Below are 17,588 nucleotides of genomic sequence, written 5' to 3'. Positions count from 1 at the left end.
CTTCTGCAAACTCAAGGAGTTCAAGCGCATCGCCATGAGAGCTTGCAAAACAGACAAAAGCTTTGAAGCCATAATCTATCTCGCCGCTGCTGTCATCAATTCGCGCTGAATCCCCACAGGCCCTAAAGGGCCATTGTTTTGGCACCCGGTACAAGCCAAGATCACTGGACAGAGTGAATCGTGACGGGGGTCGGGCGTGGCGGATTTCGTCCTGGTCGTGGACAGCCAGTTGGAGGAGATCGCGCGTCTGGCCGAGCAGGTGGAGGAATTCTGCGACAGCCAGGACCTGCCCCCGAAACTGTGTTTCCAATTCAACCTCTGCTTCGACGAGGTTCTGACCAACATCATCCAGCATGGTCTGGGCGGTGCGCCTGGACGCACGATCACCGTGCGCATGCGGACGGACGATGCTGCCGTGACGGCAGAGGTGGAGGATGACGCCCCGGCCTTCGACCCTTTACAGCGTGCGGTCCCCGATATAACTGCCGATCTTGATGAGCGTGAGATCGGGGGTCTGGGTGTTCATCTGCTGCGCAACATGATGGATGATGTTTCCTATAGCCGCGTGGGAAACCACAACAGGCTGTGCTTCACCAAGAAACGATGATACCCGCTTTCCATCCCGCATCCGTGCGGTCGCGTTCATAGCTTTGAGAGGATAGTCATGGATATTGCTGAAGAGCGTGTCGACGGCATTCAGGTGCTGGCCCCGGCGGGGCGCCTGGACGGCAACAGCAGCAAGATGCTGGACGACCGTCTGGCCGCGATCCCCGGCGATTGCAAGGCGCTGGTCCTGGACCTGGGCAGCCTGGATTATGTCAGCAGCGCGGGACTGCGCGTCCTGCTGAAACAGGCAAAGCAGGCCAAGGCGAGCGGATCGAAGCTGGCCTTGTGCAGCCTGCATCCCAACGTGCAGGAGGTGTTCGACATTTCCGGCTTCACGTCCCTGTTCACCATCAAGGCTGACCGGGCTGCTGCTCTGGCGGCGCTGGGTTGAACCGGCAGCACCCGGTGGGGATGGGGTAACAGTGACCGCCTTTGGCCGTGCCCTGATCGCTTTTGTCATCCTGATCCTGCTGTTCGTGGCGGGCGGTGGCTGGCTGTCCATCCGGTTCTTCCAGGATATCCAGGCGCAATCCCGGACAGAGATCTATCGCCGGCTGGCGGTGGAACTGGGTGGCAATATCGAAAGCAGCCTGGCCATCGGCCTGCCTTTGCAGGATCTGGCCAGCCTGCAGGGCATCCTGAACGACAGCAGGGCACGGGCACCGTCGGTGGCCACCATCTCCGTCTATGACGTCGCCGGCATCGTGCGGTTCGGCACCAACCAGGGCAATGTCGGTCAGCAGACGGGCTGGCCGTCGGGGGCCGCCCTGGACAGCGGCGATCTGCGGACCCTGATGCAGGGTGATGAACTGGTGGTGATCCAGCCGGTGCGCGGCGCCTTTGGTGAAGCGGCGGGGGCGGTGGCGCTGCGTGTGCCGCAGGCCCGCGCGCTGGAGGAACGGCGCCTGTCCGTGGTGCGACTGACCCGCGACACGGTCATCATCGGCTGCATCGCCGTTCTGGCGGCGGCCCTGGCGGCAACGGCGGAGGCCTGGCGGCGGTCCCGGCGCCTGGACATTTTGCGCAGCGCCCTGATGGGCCTGCTGGAGGGGGAGCGGCCGTCATCACCGCCATTGCTGGTAAACATCGCCGATCGCATCGCCCTGTTGCAATCGGGGCCGTCTGAGGCTCCGGCCCCGGCTGCTGCGGAAGCGGCCATCCGTGACGCGACCATGGCCCAGTTGGCGCGCGACCGCGCCTTGCGGCTGGGCGCCATCATGGTGCTGATCCTGTCGGCGGCGGCCGGGTCGCTGATCTGGACCGTCTATGCCCAGGTGGAACGGACGGTGCCCTCCCTGGTGGCCGAACAGGCGCGGCTGGCCGGTCATGGCGTGGCGGCCCAGATCGAACGGGCCTTGTCCTACGGCATCCCGATCGACCGCCTTGTCGGGCTGGACGTGCTGCTGTCCCGGACTGTGGCGGATAATAAAGGTTTCGAGCGTCTGGAGGTCACGTCACCGGAAGGGCGTGTGCTGTACAGCAGTGATGCCACGAAGGCGATTGCACCAGGGACGGAGCAATTTGCCCTGCCGATCAGCCGTGCCGGTGACGGGGCCGGCAATCTGGTCGTGACCCGCCGGGCGGCACTGCCGGGCGACTTGATGATGCCGCTGCTGCGCGATCTGGCATGGCTGACCCTGGCATTGCTGATCATCGGGCTGGAAGCGGTGGCTCTGGGCCTGCTGCGGCTGGGCAACCTGTCGCTGGCATCGGCCTACAAGGTGATGGGCATGGCCGGCGCGGGCGATTTCCGGTTTCTGGCCTCCACATCGGCGGATGATGACGCCACCGGCGTGGTCGCCGCCATCAATGCCGTGACGCGCTGGGCCTGCCGCCGGCAGGGGGGTGCCCTGGCCCAGCGTGTGGTGATGGACGACCGACCCCATCGCAAGCGCCTGTGCCTGTTCGGGTCGTGCCTGGCCCTGACCCTGTGGGTTTGTGCGCTGCTGCATTCCAGGGTCATGCCGGGTGGCTTGCCCGTGGAGTGGATGCCGCCGGTAATGCTGGGAACTGCCGCCATCCTGTATCAGATCTGGTCGCTGCGGCAGGTGAGGTGGGGCGTGTTGACGGTGCTGCGGACAGTGCTGCTGGCGGTACTGGCCGGCATTTGCCTGGGCCTGGGCTTGGGGGAGGGGATGACACTGGGTGGGCAGATGGTGCTTGGTGCTGTGATCGCCCTGCCGGGTGCCATCCTGCTGCTGGGGCGGTCCAGAAGGACGGCGGGAGCGGTATAGATGCGGATGCATGCCTTCGTCCGCGTCGCCCTTTCCATGACCCTGATCCTGGCCATGGCAGCAGGGCTGTTCCTGACGCTGGGCATGCTGGAATATCGGCGCAGTCTGATCCTGTTGCTGTCAGAGCAAGGCGGCGTGGCGGCCCGCTCCGTGCGGGGCACGCTGGAGCGCAATATGGCGCTTGGCCTGTCGCTGGCATCGCTGCCCAACACCGACACCATCCTGGCCCGTGCTGTCGTCAAGCAGGCGACGGTACAGGGCGTGCTGCTGCTGGATGGGGCGGGGATCGAGGTGCTGGGGCGCAGCGCCGATCGGCTGGGCCGGGGCGATCTGCCCGCCGGGTGGACACCCGACGCCGCCGGGGGCTTGCGGGAGGTGGAAGGCCAATTGTTGTTGTCAGCCCCCATCCGCAACAGCTTTGATCAGGTGGAAGGCAATCTGGTGCTGCTGCTGGACGAGGCGACGGTCAGCCGGCGGACCTGGGACATGGCCCGCCAACTGGGCGTGCAGGTGGCCATGGCCACGGGGGTGGCGGTTCTGGCCCTGATTGCGGTCCTGATGCTGCTGTTCTGGCGATTGCGGGCGGGCGGGCACGCCGATCCCGGCACCTTTCTGACACGCGCCATCGGTGCGCTGGCCGCCGGGATGCTGCTGCTGTGCCTGGCGCTGGGCCTGTGGCGGGCCACGCAGTTGTTTGAAGCCGACCTGCTGCCGGAACTGGACCGCACGGCGCAGGCGGTGCTCAACGCTGTCAGCAACGATTTCAGCCATGCAGTGTCTCTGGGCGTGCCGTTCGACAAGTTGGGCGGAGTCGAGGAGTACCTGAGCGCAACGCGTGATGATGAACCCCAGATCACCCTGCTGGCGGTGACCGACGCCGCCGGCCGGCTGCGTCATGCCGTCGGTGCCGATGGTGCGGTGATCCAATCCGTCCTGGATGCCTGGGTCCCCGGCGCCTATGGCCTGCTGGGGGAGATGGGGGGCAATCGTGTCGTGGCCGAAAGCATCCAGGCGGCGGACAGCGTGGTCGGCACCCTGTTCGTCGGTGCGGATGCCGGCTTCGTGCGGGGCCGGCTGGCCGATATCCTGCTGGATGTCGGCATGGTGGTGGTGGTGGCCTTGATCGTCACCATGGAAGTGACGCGCTTCCTGATCGGGACGGTGGTGACCGGCATCGCAGCGCCCATCGCGCAGCGCCGGGCGGCCCGTACCCTGGCGCTTGTGCGCCTGGGCTTCTTCCTGCTGATATTCGCCGATGCCTTTACCTACAGCTTCATGCCGGTCTATGCCCGTTCCCTGCTGGGGGCGGGTGGCGGGCTGCTGAATACCGCGACTGCCGTTGGTCTGCCGATCTCGGCCTTCTGGCTGGCGGTTGCCGTTGCCCAGCCATTGACCGGTCTGGTCGCGCACCGGCTGCCACGCTCGGCGTTGCTGGCGGCGGTGGCGGGATTGGCGGCGGCCGGGCTGCTGCTCTGCGGTACGGCAGGCGGTCTGCCCGCGCTGCTGGCCGGGCGCGTCATTGGCGGGCTGGCCATCGGCGCCGTGATGATTCTGGTGCAGGACAGCATTCTGGCCGCCATGCCGGTCGACCGGCGGACACAGGCCAACGCCATCTACCTGTCGATCTTCTTTGGCGGCACGGTCTGCGGCACCCTGACGGGCAGCCTGATCGCTGATCATGCCGGTCCGGCGGCGACCCTGATCGCGGCGTCCGCCCTGGCCCTGTTGGCCGTGCCCTGCCTGCTGTCCAGCGGCTCCACGGCCGCTGTGCGGACCGAAACGACGGGAACAGCATCCGTGGCGGAACCACGGCGGCTGTCGGCATTGTCCTCCCTGCTGCGCAACCGTCGTTTCATGTCGATCGTGCTGCTGGCGGCGGTGCCGTCGCGGCTGATGATCACGGGTTTCCTCTATTATCTGGCGCCCTTGCGGCTGGCCGATCTGGGCAACAGCCCGTCGGAGACAGGTCGGGTGATGATGATCTATTCCCTGCTGATGGCGCTGACCGCGCCGGGCTGGGGACGGCTGGTGGATGGGCGCGGTGGCGCGCGGCGTTTCGTGCTGGCCAGCGGCGTGCTGACGGCGGCGACGGCGTTGCTGGCGCTGTCCATGCCCACGACCATCGGTCTGGTGCTGGCGGTGATGGTGCTGGGCACGGCGCAGGCCTTCGGTATGTCGTCCCAGATCACCCTGATCTTCGAGGAGACAGAGGCGGAGCGGGCGCGCGCTGGCCGCCTGCTGGTCCTGTCGGTCTATCGCGTGGCCGACCGTGTCGGCCTGTTCATCGGGCCGGTGGTGATGGCCGCGCTGCTGGGCCTGGGCGGCCTGGACGCCGCCCTGACCAGCATTGGTGTCCTGTGCCTGGGCACCACCGTCCTGCTGGCCCTCGGCCTGCGCCTTATCCCGCGGTCGCCGGTATAAAAATTCACCCTCACCCGCCCGGTGCGTTCAGCACCTCGGTGAAGCTCAGCACGCTCATCGGCGGATAGGTGTTGAGTGTGCGGGCGACATCCATGTTCACCAGGAAGGTGAAGCGGCGCAGCGTCTCCACGGGGATATCCTCCGGCCGGGTGCCGTCGGCCAGGATACGCTTGGCCTTGGCCGCCGTGAAACGACCGAGATTGTAATAGCTGGAGACCAGACCCATCAGCGCCTTGCCGGCCCGCAGCGGCTGTTCGGTCGATGCGAAGGTCCGCACCCCGTTCTTCAGGGCGGCATCAGTGAAGGCGGTGGCATTGCGGCCGATGAAGCTGTCCGGCCCGATATAAAGATAATCCACCTGCTCGTCGGCCATGCCGGCCACCAGCGACGGGATCGAATCGGCCATCGGCTGGCCCTGTTCATTCAACGGGATCGGGCGCATGACCAGGGTTATGCCGCGCCGCGCCGCCGCCTCGGCCAGTTTTCCGGCATAGAGCTTGGAATTAACCTCTGCCGGATTGTAGATGTGGCCCAGCTTTTTCAGCGGCATCACCGCCTCCATGGCGTTCAACTGGCTGTCCAGCGGCGCCATGTGCGAGGTGCCGGTCATCGGCCGGCCGGGATGGTCCAGGCTTTCCACGATGCCGGCGGCAACCGGGTCGGTAACGAAGATGAACACGACCGGCACCTCGGTGACATGGCGCGCGGGGTCCACCTTGCCAATGGTGCCGACCAGATTCTGCGTGACGCTGGTGCCCCAGCTATAGACCAGATCGGGCTTGGTTTCCTTGATTTCCGCCGTGAATTCCGGCAGCCGGGCCAGGTTCTGGTCCAGGTTGCGGACGATATAGTCGACAGCGACACCCTGTTCGTCCAGATAGTCGCGAAACCCGCGCTCCATCTCCGTCTCGCCGCGCCACAGCACCATGTAGACGCGCTTTTTCGCCGTTTCCTGAGCCTGGGCAGACAGGCTCATCGTCAGCAGCACCAGCGCCGCCATCGACAGCCAGAGCGCCCAGCATCGCGTCCTTGCCATGAATAACCATCCGATCGACGACAGTGCCGGATTGCACAGGCACAGCATACCAGACACAATCGGCAACCACCAATCGGACCTGCGCCCGCCACCTATCTATCCCCCCCTGAGAAAAGATGCTGCTGCGTACCCGCGTCATAACAATGGTCATGGCCAGTTGCCTGCTGCTGACGGGCGGGCTGTACTATGCCGGGCTGTTGCGCCAGCGCATCGTCACCACGCGCTATGCCGACCTGATCCTGGAAAGTACCCGCACCCTGATGGACCAGTCCCTGTCCCATCTGGTGGAACGGCTGCGGTTGCGGGCCGATCGGGCAGGCGACCTGTCGGGCCGGTTGGCGGTGGCGGTGGCCAAGGGTGATCGGGCGGCCATCCAGCGCCTGGGCCAGACGCTGGCCGCCGATCTGGCCGGCATGGGCGGCCAGAACCGGGTGGAGGTGCAGGATGGCGACGGTACCATCCTGTTCACGACGGTGGAGGCCACCTTCCCCGAACCCATGATGGATGATATTGCCCGCCAGCAGGCCCTGCGCAGCGGCAGTCCGATCAGCGGCATTGAAACCGATGGCCAGTTCGGTGCCATGGCCACCCTGCTGGTACCGCTGGCCGGACCCGACGGAAATATGGCGGGCAGCCTGACGCTGGCCACCAATATCGCCCAGGTTCTGCCGCTGTTCACGCGTGGCGACGTGGCCGGCGCCTTCATCGAAACCATCGAGGGAAAGCTCCAGGCGGGAACCGATCCCGGCCTGTGGACGGAATTGACGGCGGCGGGCGTGCCGCCGGACCGGCAGGCGTTCGAGACGCGCACCGTCGGCGACCGGACCTTCATGCTGGCCGCCGTCCCGTTGCAGGACCGGGCCGGCCAGACGGTGGGCCGCCTGCTGTCGGTGACCGATGCCAGCCGTGGTTATGAGATCGAGCGGCTGACCGAACAGATCGTGCTGATGCTGGTGGCGGCCACGCTGGTGGCGCTGCTCTGGCTGCTCAACAATTTCATGCGCCGGGCCTTCACGCCGCTTGGCGAAGCCATCGACGTGCTGAACGCGCTGGCCCAGGGCAACACCGCCATCCAGTTCGAACGCCCCGCCGGCAATGACGAGGTGGGGCGCATCGTCCGGACCGTGGGCGTGTTCCGCGAGACGCTGGACGCGCTGGATGCCGTTCGCGAGCGTCGCGAGCGTCAGCGCCAGCGCCAGGAACAGTTCATCCGCCAGGAGATGACGGCACTGGCCGGCATGCTGGCCGAGGGGGCGCGGGCCGAGTTGCTGAACGATCTGGCGGAGATCGAGGCGGAGGCGGACAGGCAGCCGGCATCGGCCGGCGCCAATGCCGGGGATGGCGGCGGCGATGCGTTGGGCATGATGGCGCCGGCCTTCCGCAAGATGTCGTTGCGCGTGCGTGAGCAGCATCAAAAACTGTCGCATCTGGTGGCTGAGCTGCGCGAAGCCCTGATGACCAAGACCCAGTTCATCAGCCTGCAGCAGGAACTGGAAATCGCGCGCAAGATCCAGGCTTCCATCCTGCCCGGCCTGCCCTTGCAGCATGGCGGGACGGAAGTGGCGGGCGCCATGGTGCCCGCCAAGGAGATCGGGGGCGATTTCTACGACTATTTCCTGCTGCCCGATGGTCGCCTGGGCGTGGCGGTGGCGGATGTGTCGGGCAAGGGCGTGCCGGCCGCCTTTTTCATGGCGATTTCCCGCACCTTGCTGCGGGCCACGGCGGGTTTCACCACGTCCCCCTCACGCTGCGTGGCCCAGGTCAACGATCTGCTGGCCGCGGAAAATCCCGAACTGATGTTCGTCACCCTGTTCTACGGGATATTCAACCCGGCTACCGGCCGCTTCGACTACTGCAATGCCGGACACAATCCGCCATTGCTGGTCAAGGCCGGCGGTACGGTCAGCACGCTGCCGGGGTCCGGGGATATGGCGCTGGCGGTGATGGAGGATATGGAATATCACGACCGCCACCTTGTGCTTGACCCTGGCGACACTCTGTTCCTGTTCACCGATGGGGTGACGGAAGCGTTCGATATGGCGGGGACGATCTTCGGGGACGCGCGTCTGCTTGTGGGGGCGCCCGTCATTGCTGCCCTGTCCAACAGCGAGGTGCCGATGCATATCGTTTCCATGGTCAATGACTTTGCGGGTGGCGCCCCGCAGGCCGACGACATCACGTGCGTGGCCCTGCGTTTCAAGGTTGGGGATGCGGCATGAATATTGATTTCGATCGTGCCCGTACCTGGGCGGAAACGCGGATTGCAGAAACCGAATTGCGCGCCGATCCGCATTGGCATGGCTGGGTGGGGGATGTGTTCCCGCCGGATTTCTTCGCCGCCATCCGCGCGGCACTGCCCGACGATGATGCCTACCATCCCCTGTCGGCCGACTGGGACCCGGCCGGTGATTATGCCGCGCGGCGCGGTCTGGTCATCGACGATGCCGCCATCGGGGGCCTGGATGCACCGCGCGCGGCCTTCTGGCGCGGGCTGCGGGAACGGACGCTGGGCCCGGCATTCGGGGAGACCCTGCTACGGATTGCCCACGGTCCCGTGGCCGCGCGGATGCGGGCGGAACAGCGGCCGTTGGGTGGATGGCGGACGTCGCTGCTGCTGGTGCGTGATCGGGGCGGGCCGGGTGTGCTCCCCCACACGTCCGATCCACCCAATGTGCTGACCCTGCTGTTCTACCTGCCGCCGGATGCCGGCAATAGCGGCCAGGGGACGGCGATCTATGCGCCGCGTGACCCATCAATGCGCTGCTGGGGCGGTCGCCATCATGATCGCGGCGGCTTCGATCATGTCTGGACCGCACCCTTCCTGCCCAACAGCCTGTTCTGGTTCGTGAAGGACGACATGTCGTTCCATGGGGTGGAACCCGCACCCCATGGGGAGACGGTGCGGGATATCCTGTTGTTTTACATCAAAAGGACGGATTGACCGGAACCCATACCCCCGATGGACCGCCCATGTTACAGGGGATGTATGGGAAGCTTGAGGAACCGTCTGCCGTGACATTGGCCGTATTATCCCCTGGCCGGCCAACACCCGTGCCGCACAGCGATGTCACGGGATGGGAAGCCTGTGCCGCGCAGGTGGCGGCGTTCGAGACGCTGTTGGCCGGTTCCTATGCCACCCTTCACTATGAATTTCCCTATCCCAAGCGGCTGCAGGGCCATTGGCTGCCCCGGCAGCGGCGGGATTTCAGCATCCGCTGTTCCTATACGGCCTGGGGTGACCCGGCCCTGCCCCTGCTGCTCTGCGTCGGCGGTGTCGCCAATACCGCCCGGCGCTTCGATTATCTGGCCCACCGGTTGTGCGACCGGTTCCATGTGGTAGCCCTGGACTGGGTGGGGCGCGGCCTGTCCGGTTGGATGCCGGTGCAGGGCGACTACAATCTGGCGACATATTGCGAACAGGTGAAGGCCCTGATGCGGCACCTGGGGCGGCGGAAGATGCTGCTGCTGGGCTCGTCCCTTGGCGGGTCGGTGGGGTTGGCGCTTGCTGCCCGTTATCCGGGTCTGATCGAACGGCTGGTGCTGAATGATATCGGCCCCTACATCCCGGCGGCCCGGCGGACACGTCGGGCCCAGGCCCTGGTGCGCCACTACGTATTCAACACGCCTGAAGCCCTGATCCGGCGCGTAGGGGCCGCACAGAAGCAGGATGGCCCCTTGTCAGTGGCCGAACGTCTGCATAACGCCTGGCACCAGACCCGCTGGTCGGATGCCGATGGAGGCCGGGTCTATCGTCACGATCCACGCGCCATGCAGGCCTATGCCGATGGTGCCGGCAATGCGTTGGACCAATGGGCCGAATGGCAGTTGGTGCGGGCGCCGGTCCTGGTGCTGCACGGCATGCTGTCGGATGCGTTGCAGCCGGCCACGCTGGCACGGATGAGCAAACGTCCCGACCTCTGGGTGGCGCATATTCCCCATACGGGCCATACCCCGGCCCTGTCGGATCCCAACCAGATCAACCTGATCGGTAACTTCCTGGATGGACGCCCGCCGGACGGTCCCTGTTCCATCCCGATCACACCGGCACCGCGGCGACAGGCGATCTTTTAGCCGGCCCAGTTCACCCGCTCAGGATTGAGTGCGCCATTGAGGGCATTATGAAGCCATCAAGGGCGGTCTGCACCAGCCGGCAGTGAAACCCCTACAGGACATATGGAGCGCCAACGCGCCTGCCTCCGGCGCTGTCTTCACAGATCGCGCGGCGCCGGCCGAACCCGCTGCGCCGCCATCACCCCAGTAACCGTCCCTGGCGTAGCAGCAGTTCCATCGCGGCTGCCGGCACCGGCTTGCTGAACAGGTAGCCCTGCAGGGCGTCGCATTGATAGGCGCGCAGGTAGATCAGTTCCTCCTGCGTTTCCACCCCTTCTGCCACCACCTGCTTGTGCATGGCGTGCGACATGGCGACGATGGCCTGGACCAGGGCCGCATGCTCGGCGGCCTTGGTCATCTGGCTGATGAAGAACCGGTCCACCTTCACCGTGTCGATGGGCAGTTCCGACAGGCGGCTGAACACCGAATGTTCCATGCCGAAATCGTCCAGGGCGAAGCTGACGCCCAGGCTGGCCAGTTCGGTGATGTTGCGATGGACCAGATCATCATCGCGAATGATGGTGCTTTCCGTCAGTTCCAGTTTCAGCGCCGAAGGCGGCAGGCCGGTCCGGTCCAGCAGGGACCGCACCCGGACGCTGAAATCGGGGCGCATGAGCTGGATGCCTGACACATTGACCGACATCGGGAAATCGCACAGGCCGGCGGCCCGCCACAGCGCCGTCTGCTCCAGCGCCTGGCGCAGCACCTCGTACCCCAGTTCCACGATCTGGCCGCCCTGTTCGGCTGCCGGGATGAAATCCGCCGGCGGGATCAGGCCGCGCCCCTCATGCTGCCAGCGCACCAGCGCCTCGGCCCCGATGATGTGGTGGCGCACCGGATGGACCAGCGGCTGATAGAACAGCGTGATCCGGCCATTGGTCATGGCGGCGGCCAGCTCGGTCTGAATCCATTGCCGCTTCACCGCCCGTTCCGTCATCTCCGCGGCGTAGTAGCGGAAGGGTTCGCGCGACGGCTTTACCTCATGCAGGGCGGTGCTGGCATGTTGCAGCATCTCCGTCGCGTCGCTTGCATCGGCCGGATACAGGCTGATGCCGACATGGGCGCGGCGGGACATCTGCACGCCATCCACGGTGAAGGGCAGGCCGAAGGCCGTCTGCAACTGCCAGAGCCGCTGGTCCAGGTCGGCCGGCGCGTCGGGCAGCAGCAGGCAGAAATAGGCCCCTTCGAACCTTGCCAGCACCTCGCCGGGTTCCAGAAGCTGGCGCAGGCGGTCGGCGACGGCGCGGACCAGCGCATCGGTGGCCGCCAGCCCCCATCCATCCTGAAAATCGGTAAAGGCGTCCAGGCCCAGACAGAACAAGGCCACGCGCCGATCTTTCAGCGGTCTGGCCAGTGTTTCGATCAGCAGGCGGGTGAAATGGGCCCGGTTGGGCAGATCGGTCACCGGATCGAAATAGGCGAGATGGTCGCGCACCGCTTCCGCCGCCTTCAGTTCCGTCACGTCCAGCGCGATGCCATCCCATTGCAGCGATCCATCGGAAAGCTTTTCCGGCTGGGATTGCGATCGCAGCCAGCGGGTGCCGCCGGACCCGGTCGATAGACGGAATTCGACCGTCATGGGTTCCAGCGTTGCCGCCGACAGAGCCATGGCATCCCGATAGGTCTTGCGATCATCCGGGTGGATGGCGCGCAACAGCGTGGCGCCGGATGCCATCACCAGCGGACTGGTGGCCGGGTCGCCCAGATCGCCGCTATCGATGAAATCAGTCAGCAACTCCTTCTGCATGTAGGTATAGCTGAGGCTCCCGTCGGTCTGCATATACCGACGGAAGATGATGCCAGGGATATTTTTGGCGATGCCGCGCAGCACCATGTCGTTTTGCTGGCGGGCTTGCTCGATCACCCGGTTCTGGCGGCGGGTAGCGGCAGCGGCCAATTCGCGCTCGATGGCGGGGCGTAGCCGGGCGATGCGGTCCTTCAGCACCAGATCCGCGGCACCGGCATGCATGACGGCAACCGCCGACTCCTCCCCGATGGTGCCCGTCACCACGATCAGGGGCAGGTCCGGATCATGGGCGTGGACCAGGAGGGTCACCTCCAACGGAGACAGCGACGGCATGGAATAATCGCACAGCACGATGTCAAACGGCCGCTGGGCCAATGCCGCAACGATGGCGTCCCGATTGTCGACATGGTGCGCGTCCAGCGGCATACCACCCCGTCGCAGGCTTTCCATCAACCAGGCGGCGTCAAGCTCGCTGTCCTCCACCAGCAGGATGCGAACGGGATCGGTTCCCCTCATGACCGATCCTCCGCGAACGGCTGGTTGATCAGCGTCCAATAAAGACCAAGCTGCGCCACCTTGGTGGAGAAGCGGCCGAAATCCACCGGCTTGCGGACATAGGAGTTCACACCCAGGCGATAGGAGCGGACGATATCCTCCTGCTCGTCCGAAGAGGTGAGGATGACCACGGGAATGTGATGGCTGCGCGGGTCGCTCTTCAAACGGCGCAGCACCTCCAGCCCGTCGATCTTGGGCAGCTTCAAATCCAGCAAGATCACCATGGGTGGCGTCGGGATGGGGGCGTCGGGGCCAGCATCGCCAAAGATATGGGCCAGCGCCTCCACCCCGTCATGAGCGATGTCGATGGGGTTGGTGACATGCGCCGACTTCAGGGCCCGCAGAATCAGGGCCTCGTCATCCGGATCGTCTTCCACGATCAGCAGTCGCCCGTCAGCCATGCGCCTCGTCCCCGCTGTTGAGTGTGAAAGACACGATCGTGCCCTTACCCGGTTCGGACCGGATATTGATATTGCCGCCATGGCGGCGGATGATCCGGGCCACGGTCGCCAGACCGATGCCCGTGCCGTCGAACTCATGCGCGGCATGCAGCCGCTGGAACGGAGAGAACAACTTGTCGGCATAGGCCATGTCGAACCCGACGCCATTGTCCGACACCTGGTAAGTCACCTGCCCCCCCTGCCGCGTGCCGGTGAAACCGATGATAGGGGTGGCTGTGCGGCTGGTGAATTTCCAGGCATTGCCCAACAGATTGTCCAGTACCACCCGCATCAGCCGCGGATCGGCCACGTCCAGCAAATCGGGTGTGATCACCACCTGGACCGGGCGCTGCGGATCATGCTGGCGCAACTCCTCCACCACATTGGCGGCGATGGCGGACAGATCGACGGCGATGGGGGTGATGCCGCTGCGGGTGACGCGCGACAGTTTCAACAGGTCGTCGATCAGTTGCCCCATGCGCACGGCGCCCCGCCGGACGCGGGCCAGATAATCCTTTCCCCGGTCATCCAGGATATCGTCGTAATCTTCCAGCAGCGCCTGGCTGAACCCGTCCATGCTGCGCAAGGGCGCCCGCAGATCATGCGAGACGGAGTAGGCAAAGGCTTCCAGCTCCTGATTGACCACCTCAAGATCGCGGGTGCGGGCCTCCAGCCGGTCATTCATGCGCTGCAGCCGTTGCACCCGGTCGGAAATATCGACGATGGCTGACAGGACCATCGGTCCCTCATCCATGGTGATGGGGTTCAAACCGATTTCCACGGGAAACTCGCTGCCATCCTTGCGGCGCGCAAACAGGTCGCGGCCAGCCCCCATGGGGCGCGAGCCATGGCCATGACGGAAGAACCCGCCACGCAGGTCCGGATGGGCGGCGCGGTGCCGGTCGGGCACCAGTATCTCCACCGGGCTGCCCAGCAGTTCGGATCGGTCATAGCCGAACAGCCGCTCCACCTGGGCATTGACCATCACAATCCGGCCATCGCCATTGATCATCACCATGGCGTTGGGTGCGGCCTCCACCACTTGGCGGAACCGCTCCGCCGATTGCCGGCGCAGGGACAGATCGACAATGGCCGACAGCACCATCGGCCCGTCAGATGTCTGGATGGGGTTCAGGCCGATCTCCACGGGAAATTCCGTCCCGTCGCGGCGCAGGGCGTACAGGTCACGGCCAACCCCCATGGGGCGGGGGCTCGGATCCCCGGTGAAGGTGGTGCGCAAGGCCGGGTGATGCCCCCGGAACCGCGCCGGTACCAGCATCTCCACCAGTTGGCCCAGCATCTCCGCCCGGTCATAGCCGAAAACCCGCTCGGCCTGGCCATTGACCATGACGATGCGCCCCTGGCCATTGATCATCACCATGGCGTTGGGCGCAGCCTCCACCACCAACCGGAAGGGTTCGTCCGATGGGGCGCCGGTAACAATCTGCGGGGTATCCTGCATCAGCCGGCCTCCACCATCCTGATGGCAACGCACGAGCGCTGTCCTGCCATATAAGCAGATGATCATTTTAGTCGATAAATCATTCAGGCGCCGACAGTCCATTGGGTGATATGACGTTCGTTGGAGATTGTGCTTCCTGGGTCACATACCCCTGATAATTGCCGGTGCGGGATGAAGCGCGGCAGCCGCACACCATTGGTGCCGGCACCAGCACCCGCTCCTGCGAAATGGCGCTTCGCCACGGGCATTGTCGTTCTGTCGCGATTTCGTCGGCATATCGTCAGTTTGCCGCCTTCCGACCGTCGTCACTGGCCGCCAAGATGACCTTGCAACTCGCATGCGACGCGACCGCTGGCCCTGAACGGGCGCATGTCGCCAATTCTGCATATATTTCAATTGATGGAGAGGTCCTGATGTCCCACTTGCACGCGCTCACCGCTGCCGTCCTGGGTGTGGAGACCGCCTCAAGTCTGCTCTCCATCCTGGATATCCGGCCCGCCCTGCGCGACATGACCGGTCCGGAAGTGCCGCGCGCCGTGCTGGCCAAGGCCCTGACAATTGTGCTGTTCCAGCGCCTGCTGGATGAGGTGCCGGAGGGCGCGCGCTATGTCCGCGAGCAGGTGCCGAAGGCCAAGCTGGTCTTCGATCATGGTGCGTTGCGCACCGTAGCCGCCAATCTGGGCGATCTGCCGGGCGGCACCGCCGCCTTCGGCCGTATCCTGGAGCCCCTGGGTTATGCCGTGGCCGGGGTCTATCCGCTGGATCGGCTGCGCATGACGGGCCGTGCCTATGCGCATCGCGATTTTCCCGAGGATATCGCCCAGTATTTTGTCAGCGAGATCCATGTGGAACGCTTTCCACCCAAGGTGCAGGATGCGGCCCGGTCGATCTTCGGCCATTCCGCCGACCCGCTGGATGGATGGGTGAAGGCACTTCTGGACCGGCTGTCGCGCCGGCATAGCTTGCCCCTTTCCGAAGCCCAAGCCCTGTTGCCACGGTTGGCGCATGCGTTCGATCGCCATCACCCGACACCGCGTCTGGCCGATTACGAGACGGTGCTGGCGGAATCGGCCGAGCTGGCCTGGATCAGCACGGAAGGCAACCGCTTCAACCATGCGACCGACCGCGTGCCCGACGTCATCGCCCATGCCGAGGAACTAAAGTTGCGCGGCTTCCCGATGAAGGAGGCGGTGGAGATTTCCGCCGGCGGTACCGTGCGCCAGACCGCCATCCGGGCGGCCCAGGTTCAGCGGCCTTTCATCGCCGCCGACGGATCGGTCGTCACGCGCACCGTGCCCGGCAGCTTCTACGAGTTCATCTCCCGCGACACCGTGGCCGCCGCCAACGACACCGCGCCGCGTGGGCTGGACCTGCGGTTTGACAGTTCCAATGCGCAAGGCATCTTCAAGATGACTGCCGCCGGGGCCGGCAATGCCCGTGGCTGATCCCGGCGTCGCCGCGGCCCTGAGGTCCATCGTCGGGGACCGCCATGTCCTGGACGGACCTGATGACATGGCTTCCTACGCCAACGGCTTCCGTTATGGCGGGGGCCGGGCGAGGCTGGTTGTCCTGCCGGCCGACACGGCCCAGGTCGCCGCCATCCTGCGCCATTGCCATCTGAACGGCGTGCAGGTGGTGCCGCAGGGGGCCAATACCGGGCTGGTCGGTGCCTCTGTCCCCGATGCAACGGGAACGCAGGTTGTCCTTAGCCTGAGGCGCCTGACGGGACGGTTCGACCTGGATCGCGCCAACCGCGCCGTCACGCTTTCCGCCGGCTGGGACCTGGACCGGCTGAACGAAAGGCTGGAGGCCAATGGTCTGTGGTTTCCGGTCGATATCTCCGCCAGCCCCAGTGTCGGCGGCATGATCGCCACCAATGCCGGCGGCTCCCGCGTGCTGCGCTATGGCGATGTGCGGCACAATGTACTGGGGGTGGAAGCCGTGCTGCCCGACGGCACGGTCACAGCCGACCTGCGGGGCCTGCGCAAGAACAGCGCCGGGCTGGACCTCAAGCAGCTATTCATCGGCACGGGCGGCAGTTTCGGCATCGTCACGGGGGCCGTGCTGAACCTGCTGCCACGCCCGCGCCAGACGGCCACGGCCTTGGTCGTGCCGCGTGACAGCAGGACCGTGAACGATTTGCTGACCCTGTGTGAGGATCAGGCGGGGGAGTTCCTGTCGGCCTTCGAGAGTATAACCGGACCCGCCCTGTCTGCCGCCCTGCATCACCGGCCGCAATTGCGCAACCCGTTCGGTGGACCGGTGCCCGATGAATGCATCCTGGTGGAACTGATGTCGGCCACAGGCGGGGAAAGCGGGCTGAACCTCGACGCGCTGCTGATGCGGGTGCTGGAACAGGGCTATGACAGCGGGGTGATCGCCGACGCGGTCCCCGGCTCACCCGCCGACCTTTGGGGCTTGCGACATGCCATATCGGAAGGATTGCGGGGGCTGGGCCGGGTCATCGGCCTGGACGTGTCACTTCCCCGCGGCCGCGTGACGGACTTTCGCCGGGCGGCTGGCGATTGGCTGCGTGGGCATCATCCCGACCTGCTGATCTGCGGCTTCGGCCATCGCGGCGACGGTGGCGACCATTTCAATCTGGTGATCCCCAAGGATCGCGACACCGATTTCCCGCCGGAAAAGGTCTCTGCCATCCGCCAGGCCCTTTACCGGCTGCTGGTGGAGGATTTCGGAGGGTCCTATAGCGCCGAGCACGGGATCGGTCCCGTCAACCTTTCCTTCCACCAATCCTTTGCGGACCCAGTGCAGCAGCATTTCTCGCGCCTGATCCAGCGGCATCTGGACCCGGACGGGCTGTTGGGTCGCGTCCGCTGGTGAAATTTTCGATATGGGAGCCGGTGATGAGTGATAGCGCCCTGATGAATACCTATGCCCGCCTGGACATTGCCTTCACGGGCGGGGATGGCGCCTGGCTGATCGATGAAGGCGGGAACCGCTATCTGGACTTCTCCTC

At 65.4% G+C, this 17,588-nt stretch carries 13 protein-coding genes and 1 pseudogene; 10 read left to right on the top strand and 4 right to left on the bottom strand.

Annotated features, from left to right (window positions below; all coding sequences use genetic code 11):
- The 5 genes and pseudogenes from KBA48_RS26790 to KBA48_RS26770 all read left to right on the top strand — a co-directional run.
- Window positions 1-109 (top strand): annotated as a pseudogene (locus KBA48_RS26790) (IS5/IS1182 family transposase); the annotation flags it as partial.
- A gap of 87 nt (window positions 110-196) precedes the next feature.
- The gene (locus KBA48_RS26785) at window positions 197-607 is read left to right on the top strand and encodes an ATP-binding protein (protein WP_292911755.1); all 411 of its coding nucleotides are present in this window, start codon (window positions 197-199) and stop codon (window positions 605-607) included.
- A 57-nt stretch (window positions 608-664) separates the two neighbouring features.
- Window positions 665-997, top strand: coding sequence for an STAS domain-containing protein (locus tag KBA48_RS26780; RefSeq protein ID WP_292911754.1), 333 nt, complete (start codon window positions 665-667; stop codon window positions 995-997).
- Between the two features lie 31 nt (window positions 998-1,028).
- Window positions 1,029-2,840 carry a hypothetical protein gene (locus tag KBA48_RS26775; protein WP_292911753.1) on the top strand — a complete coding sequence of 604 codons (1,812 nt, stop codon included), beginning with the start codon at window positions 1,029-1,031 and terminating at the stop codon, window positions 2,838-2,840.
- Window positions 2,841-5,261 carry an MFS transporter gene (locus KBA48_RS26770; protein ID WP_292911752.1) on the top strand — a complete coding sequence of 807 codons (2,421 nt, stop codon included), beginning with the start codon at window positions 2,841-2,843 and terminating at the stop codon, window positions 5,259-5,261.
- A 10-nt stretch (window positions 5,262-5,271) separates the two neighbouring features.
- Here the strand turns inward: KBA48_RS26770 and KBA48_RS26765 are convergent, their stop codons facing one another.
- Complete coding sequence (locus tag KBA48_RS26765; RefSeq protein ID WP_292911751.1) at window positions 5,272-6,297, bottom strand: ABC transporter substrate-binding protein; 1,026 nt, start codon at window positions 6,295-6,297, stop codon at window positions 5,272-5,274.
- Window positions 6,298-6,413: 116 nt separating this feature from the next.
- Between KBA48_RS26765 and KBA48_RS26760 the strand changes: the two genes are divergently transcribed.
- The 3 genes from KBA48_RS26760 (at window position 6,414) to KBA48_RS26750 (ending at window position 10,368) form a co-directional block, all read left to right on the top strand.
- Entirely contained in the window at window positions 6,414-8,516 is a 2,103-nt protein-coding gene (locus KBA48_RS26760) for a SpoIIE family protein phosphatase (RefSeq protein ID WP_292911750.1), read from the top strand.
- Entirely contained in the window at window positions 8,513-9,238 is a 726-nt protein-coding gene (locus KBA48_RS26755) for a hypothetical protein (protein ID WP_292911749.1), read from the top strand. Before KBA48_RS26760 ends, KBA48_RS26755 begins: the two co-directional genes overlap by 4 nt.
- 110 nt (window positions 9,239-9,348) lie before the next feature.
- A complete protein-coding gene (locus KBA48_RS26750) occupies window positions 9,349-10,368 on the top strand; it encodes an alpha/beta hydrolase (RefSeq protein ID WP_292911748.1) in 1,020 nt (339 codons plus the stop codon).
- A gap of 178 nt (window positions 10,369-10,546) precedes the next feature.
- Here KBA48_RS26750 and KBA48_RS26745 read toward each other — a convergent pair whose 3' ends face one another.
- The 3 genes from KBA48_RS26745 to KBA48_RS26735 are packed head-to-tail and all read right to left on the bottom strand — an operon-like array spanning window position 10,547 to window position 14,611.
- On the bottom strand, window positions 10,547-12,670 hold the full coding sequence (locus tag KBA48_RS26745) for an EAL domain-containing protein (protein ID WP_292911747.1): 2,124 nt from the start codon (window positions 12,668-12,670) through the stop codon (window positions 10,547-10,549).
- Window positions 12,667-13,110, bottom strand: coding sequence for a response regulator (locus KBA48_RS26740; protein WP_292911746.1), 444 nt, complete (start codon window positions 13,108-13,110; stop codon window positions 12,667-12,669). Before KBA48_RS26740 ends, KBA48_RS26745 begins: the two co-directional genes overlap by 4 nt.
- The gene (locus tag KBA48_RS26735) at window positions 13,103-14,611 is read right to left on the bottom strand and encodes a PAS domain S-box protein (protein WP_292911745.1); all 1,509 of its coding nucleotides are present in this window, start codon (window positions 14,609-14,611) and stop codon (window positions 13,103-13,105) included. Before KBA48_RS26735 ends, KBA48_RS26740 begins: the two co-directional genes overlap by 8 nt.
- Before the next feature lie 413 nt (window positions 14,612-15,024).
- Between KBA48_RS26735 and KBA48_RS26730 the strand changes: the two genes are divergently transcribed.
- Together KBA48_RS26730 and KBA48_RS26725 are read left to right on the top strand one after the other, a co-directional pair.
- Window positions 15,025-16,056, top strand: coding sequence for a DUF1338 family protein (locus tag KBA48_RS26730; RefSeq protein ID WP_292911744.1), 1,032 nt, complete (start codon window positions 15,025-15,027; stop codon window positions 16,054-16,056).
- Between the two features lie 67 nt (window positions 16,057-16,123).
- A complete protein-coding gene (locus KBA48_RS26725; RefSeq protein ID WP_292911743.1) occupies window positions 16,124-17,452 on the top strand; it encodes an FAD-binding oxidoreductase in 1,329 nt (442 codons plus the stop codon).
- Window positions 17,453-17,588 lie beyond the last annotated feature (136 nt).

The sequence above is a fragment of the Niveispirillum sp. genome, assembly GCF_017996735.1.
Classification (GTDB): domain Bacteria; phylum Pseudomonadota; class Alphaproteobacteria; order Azospirillales; family Azospirillaceae; genus Niveispirillum.
The sequence above is the reverse complement of the archived record's forward strand: the minus strand, read 5'-3'. Positions and strand labels throughout refer to the sequence as shown.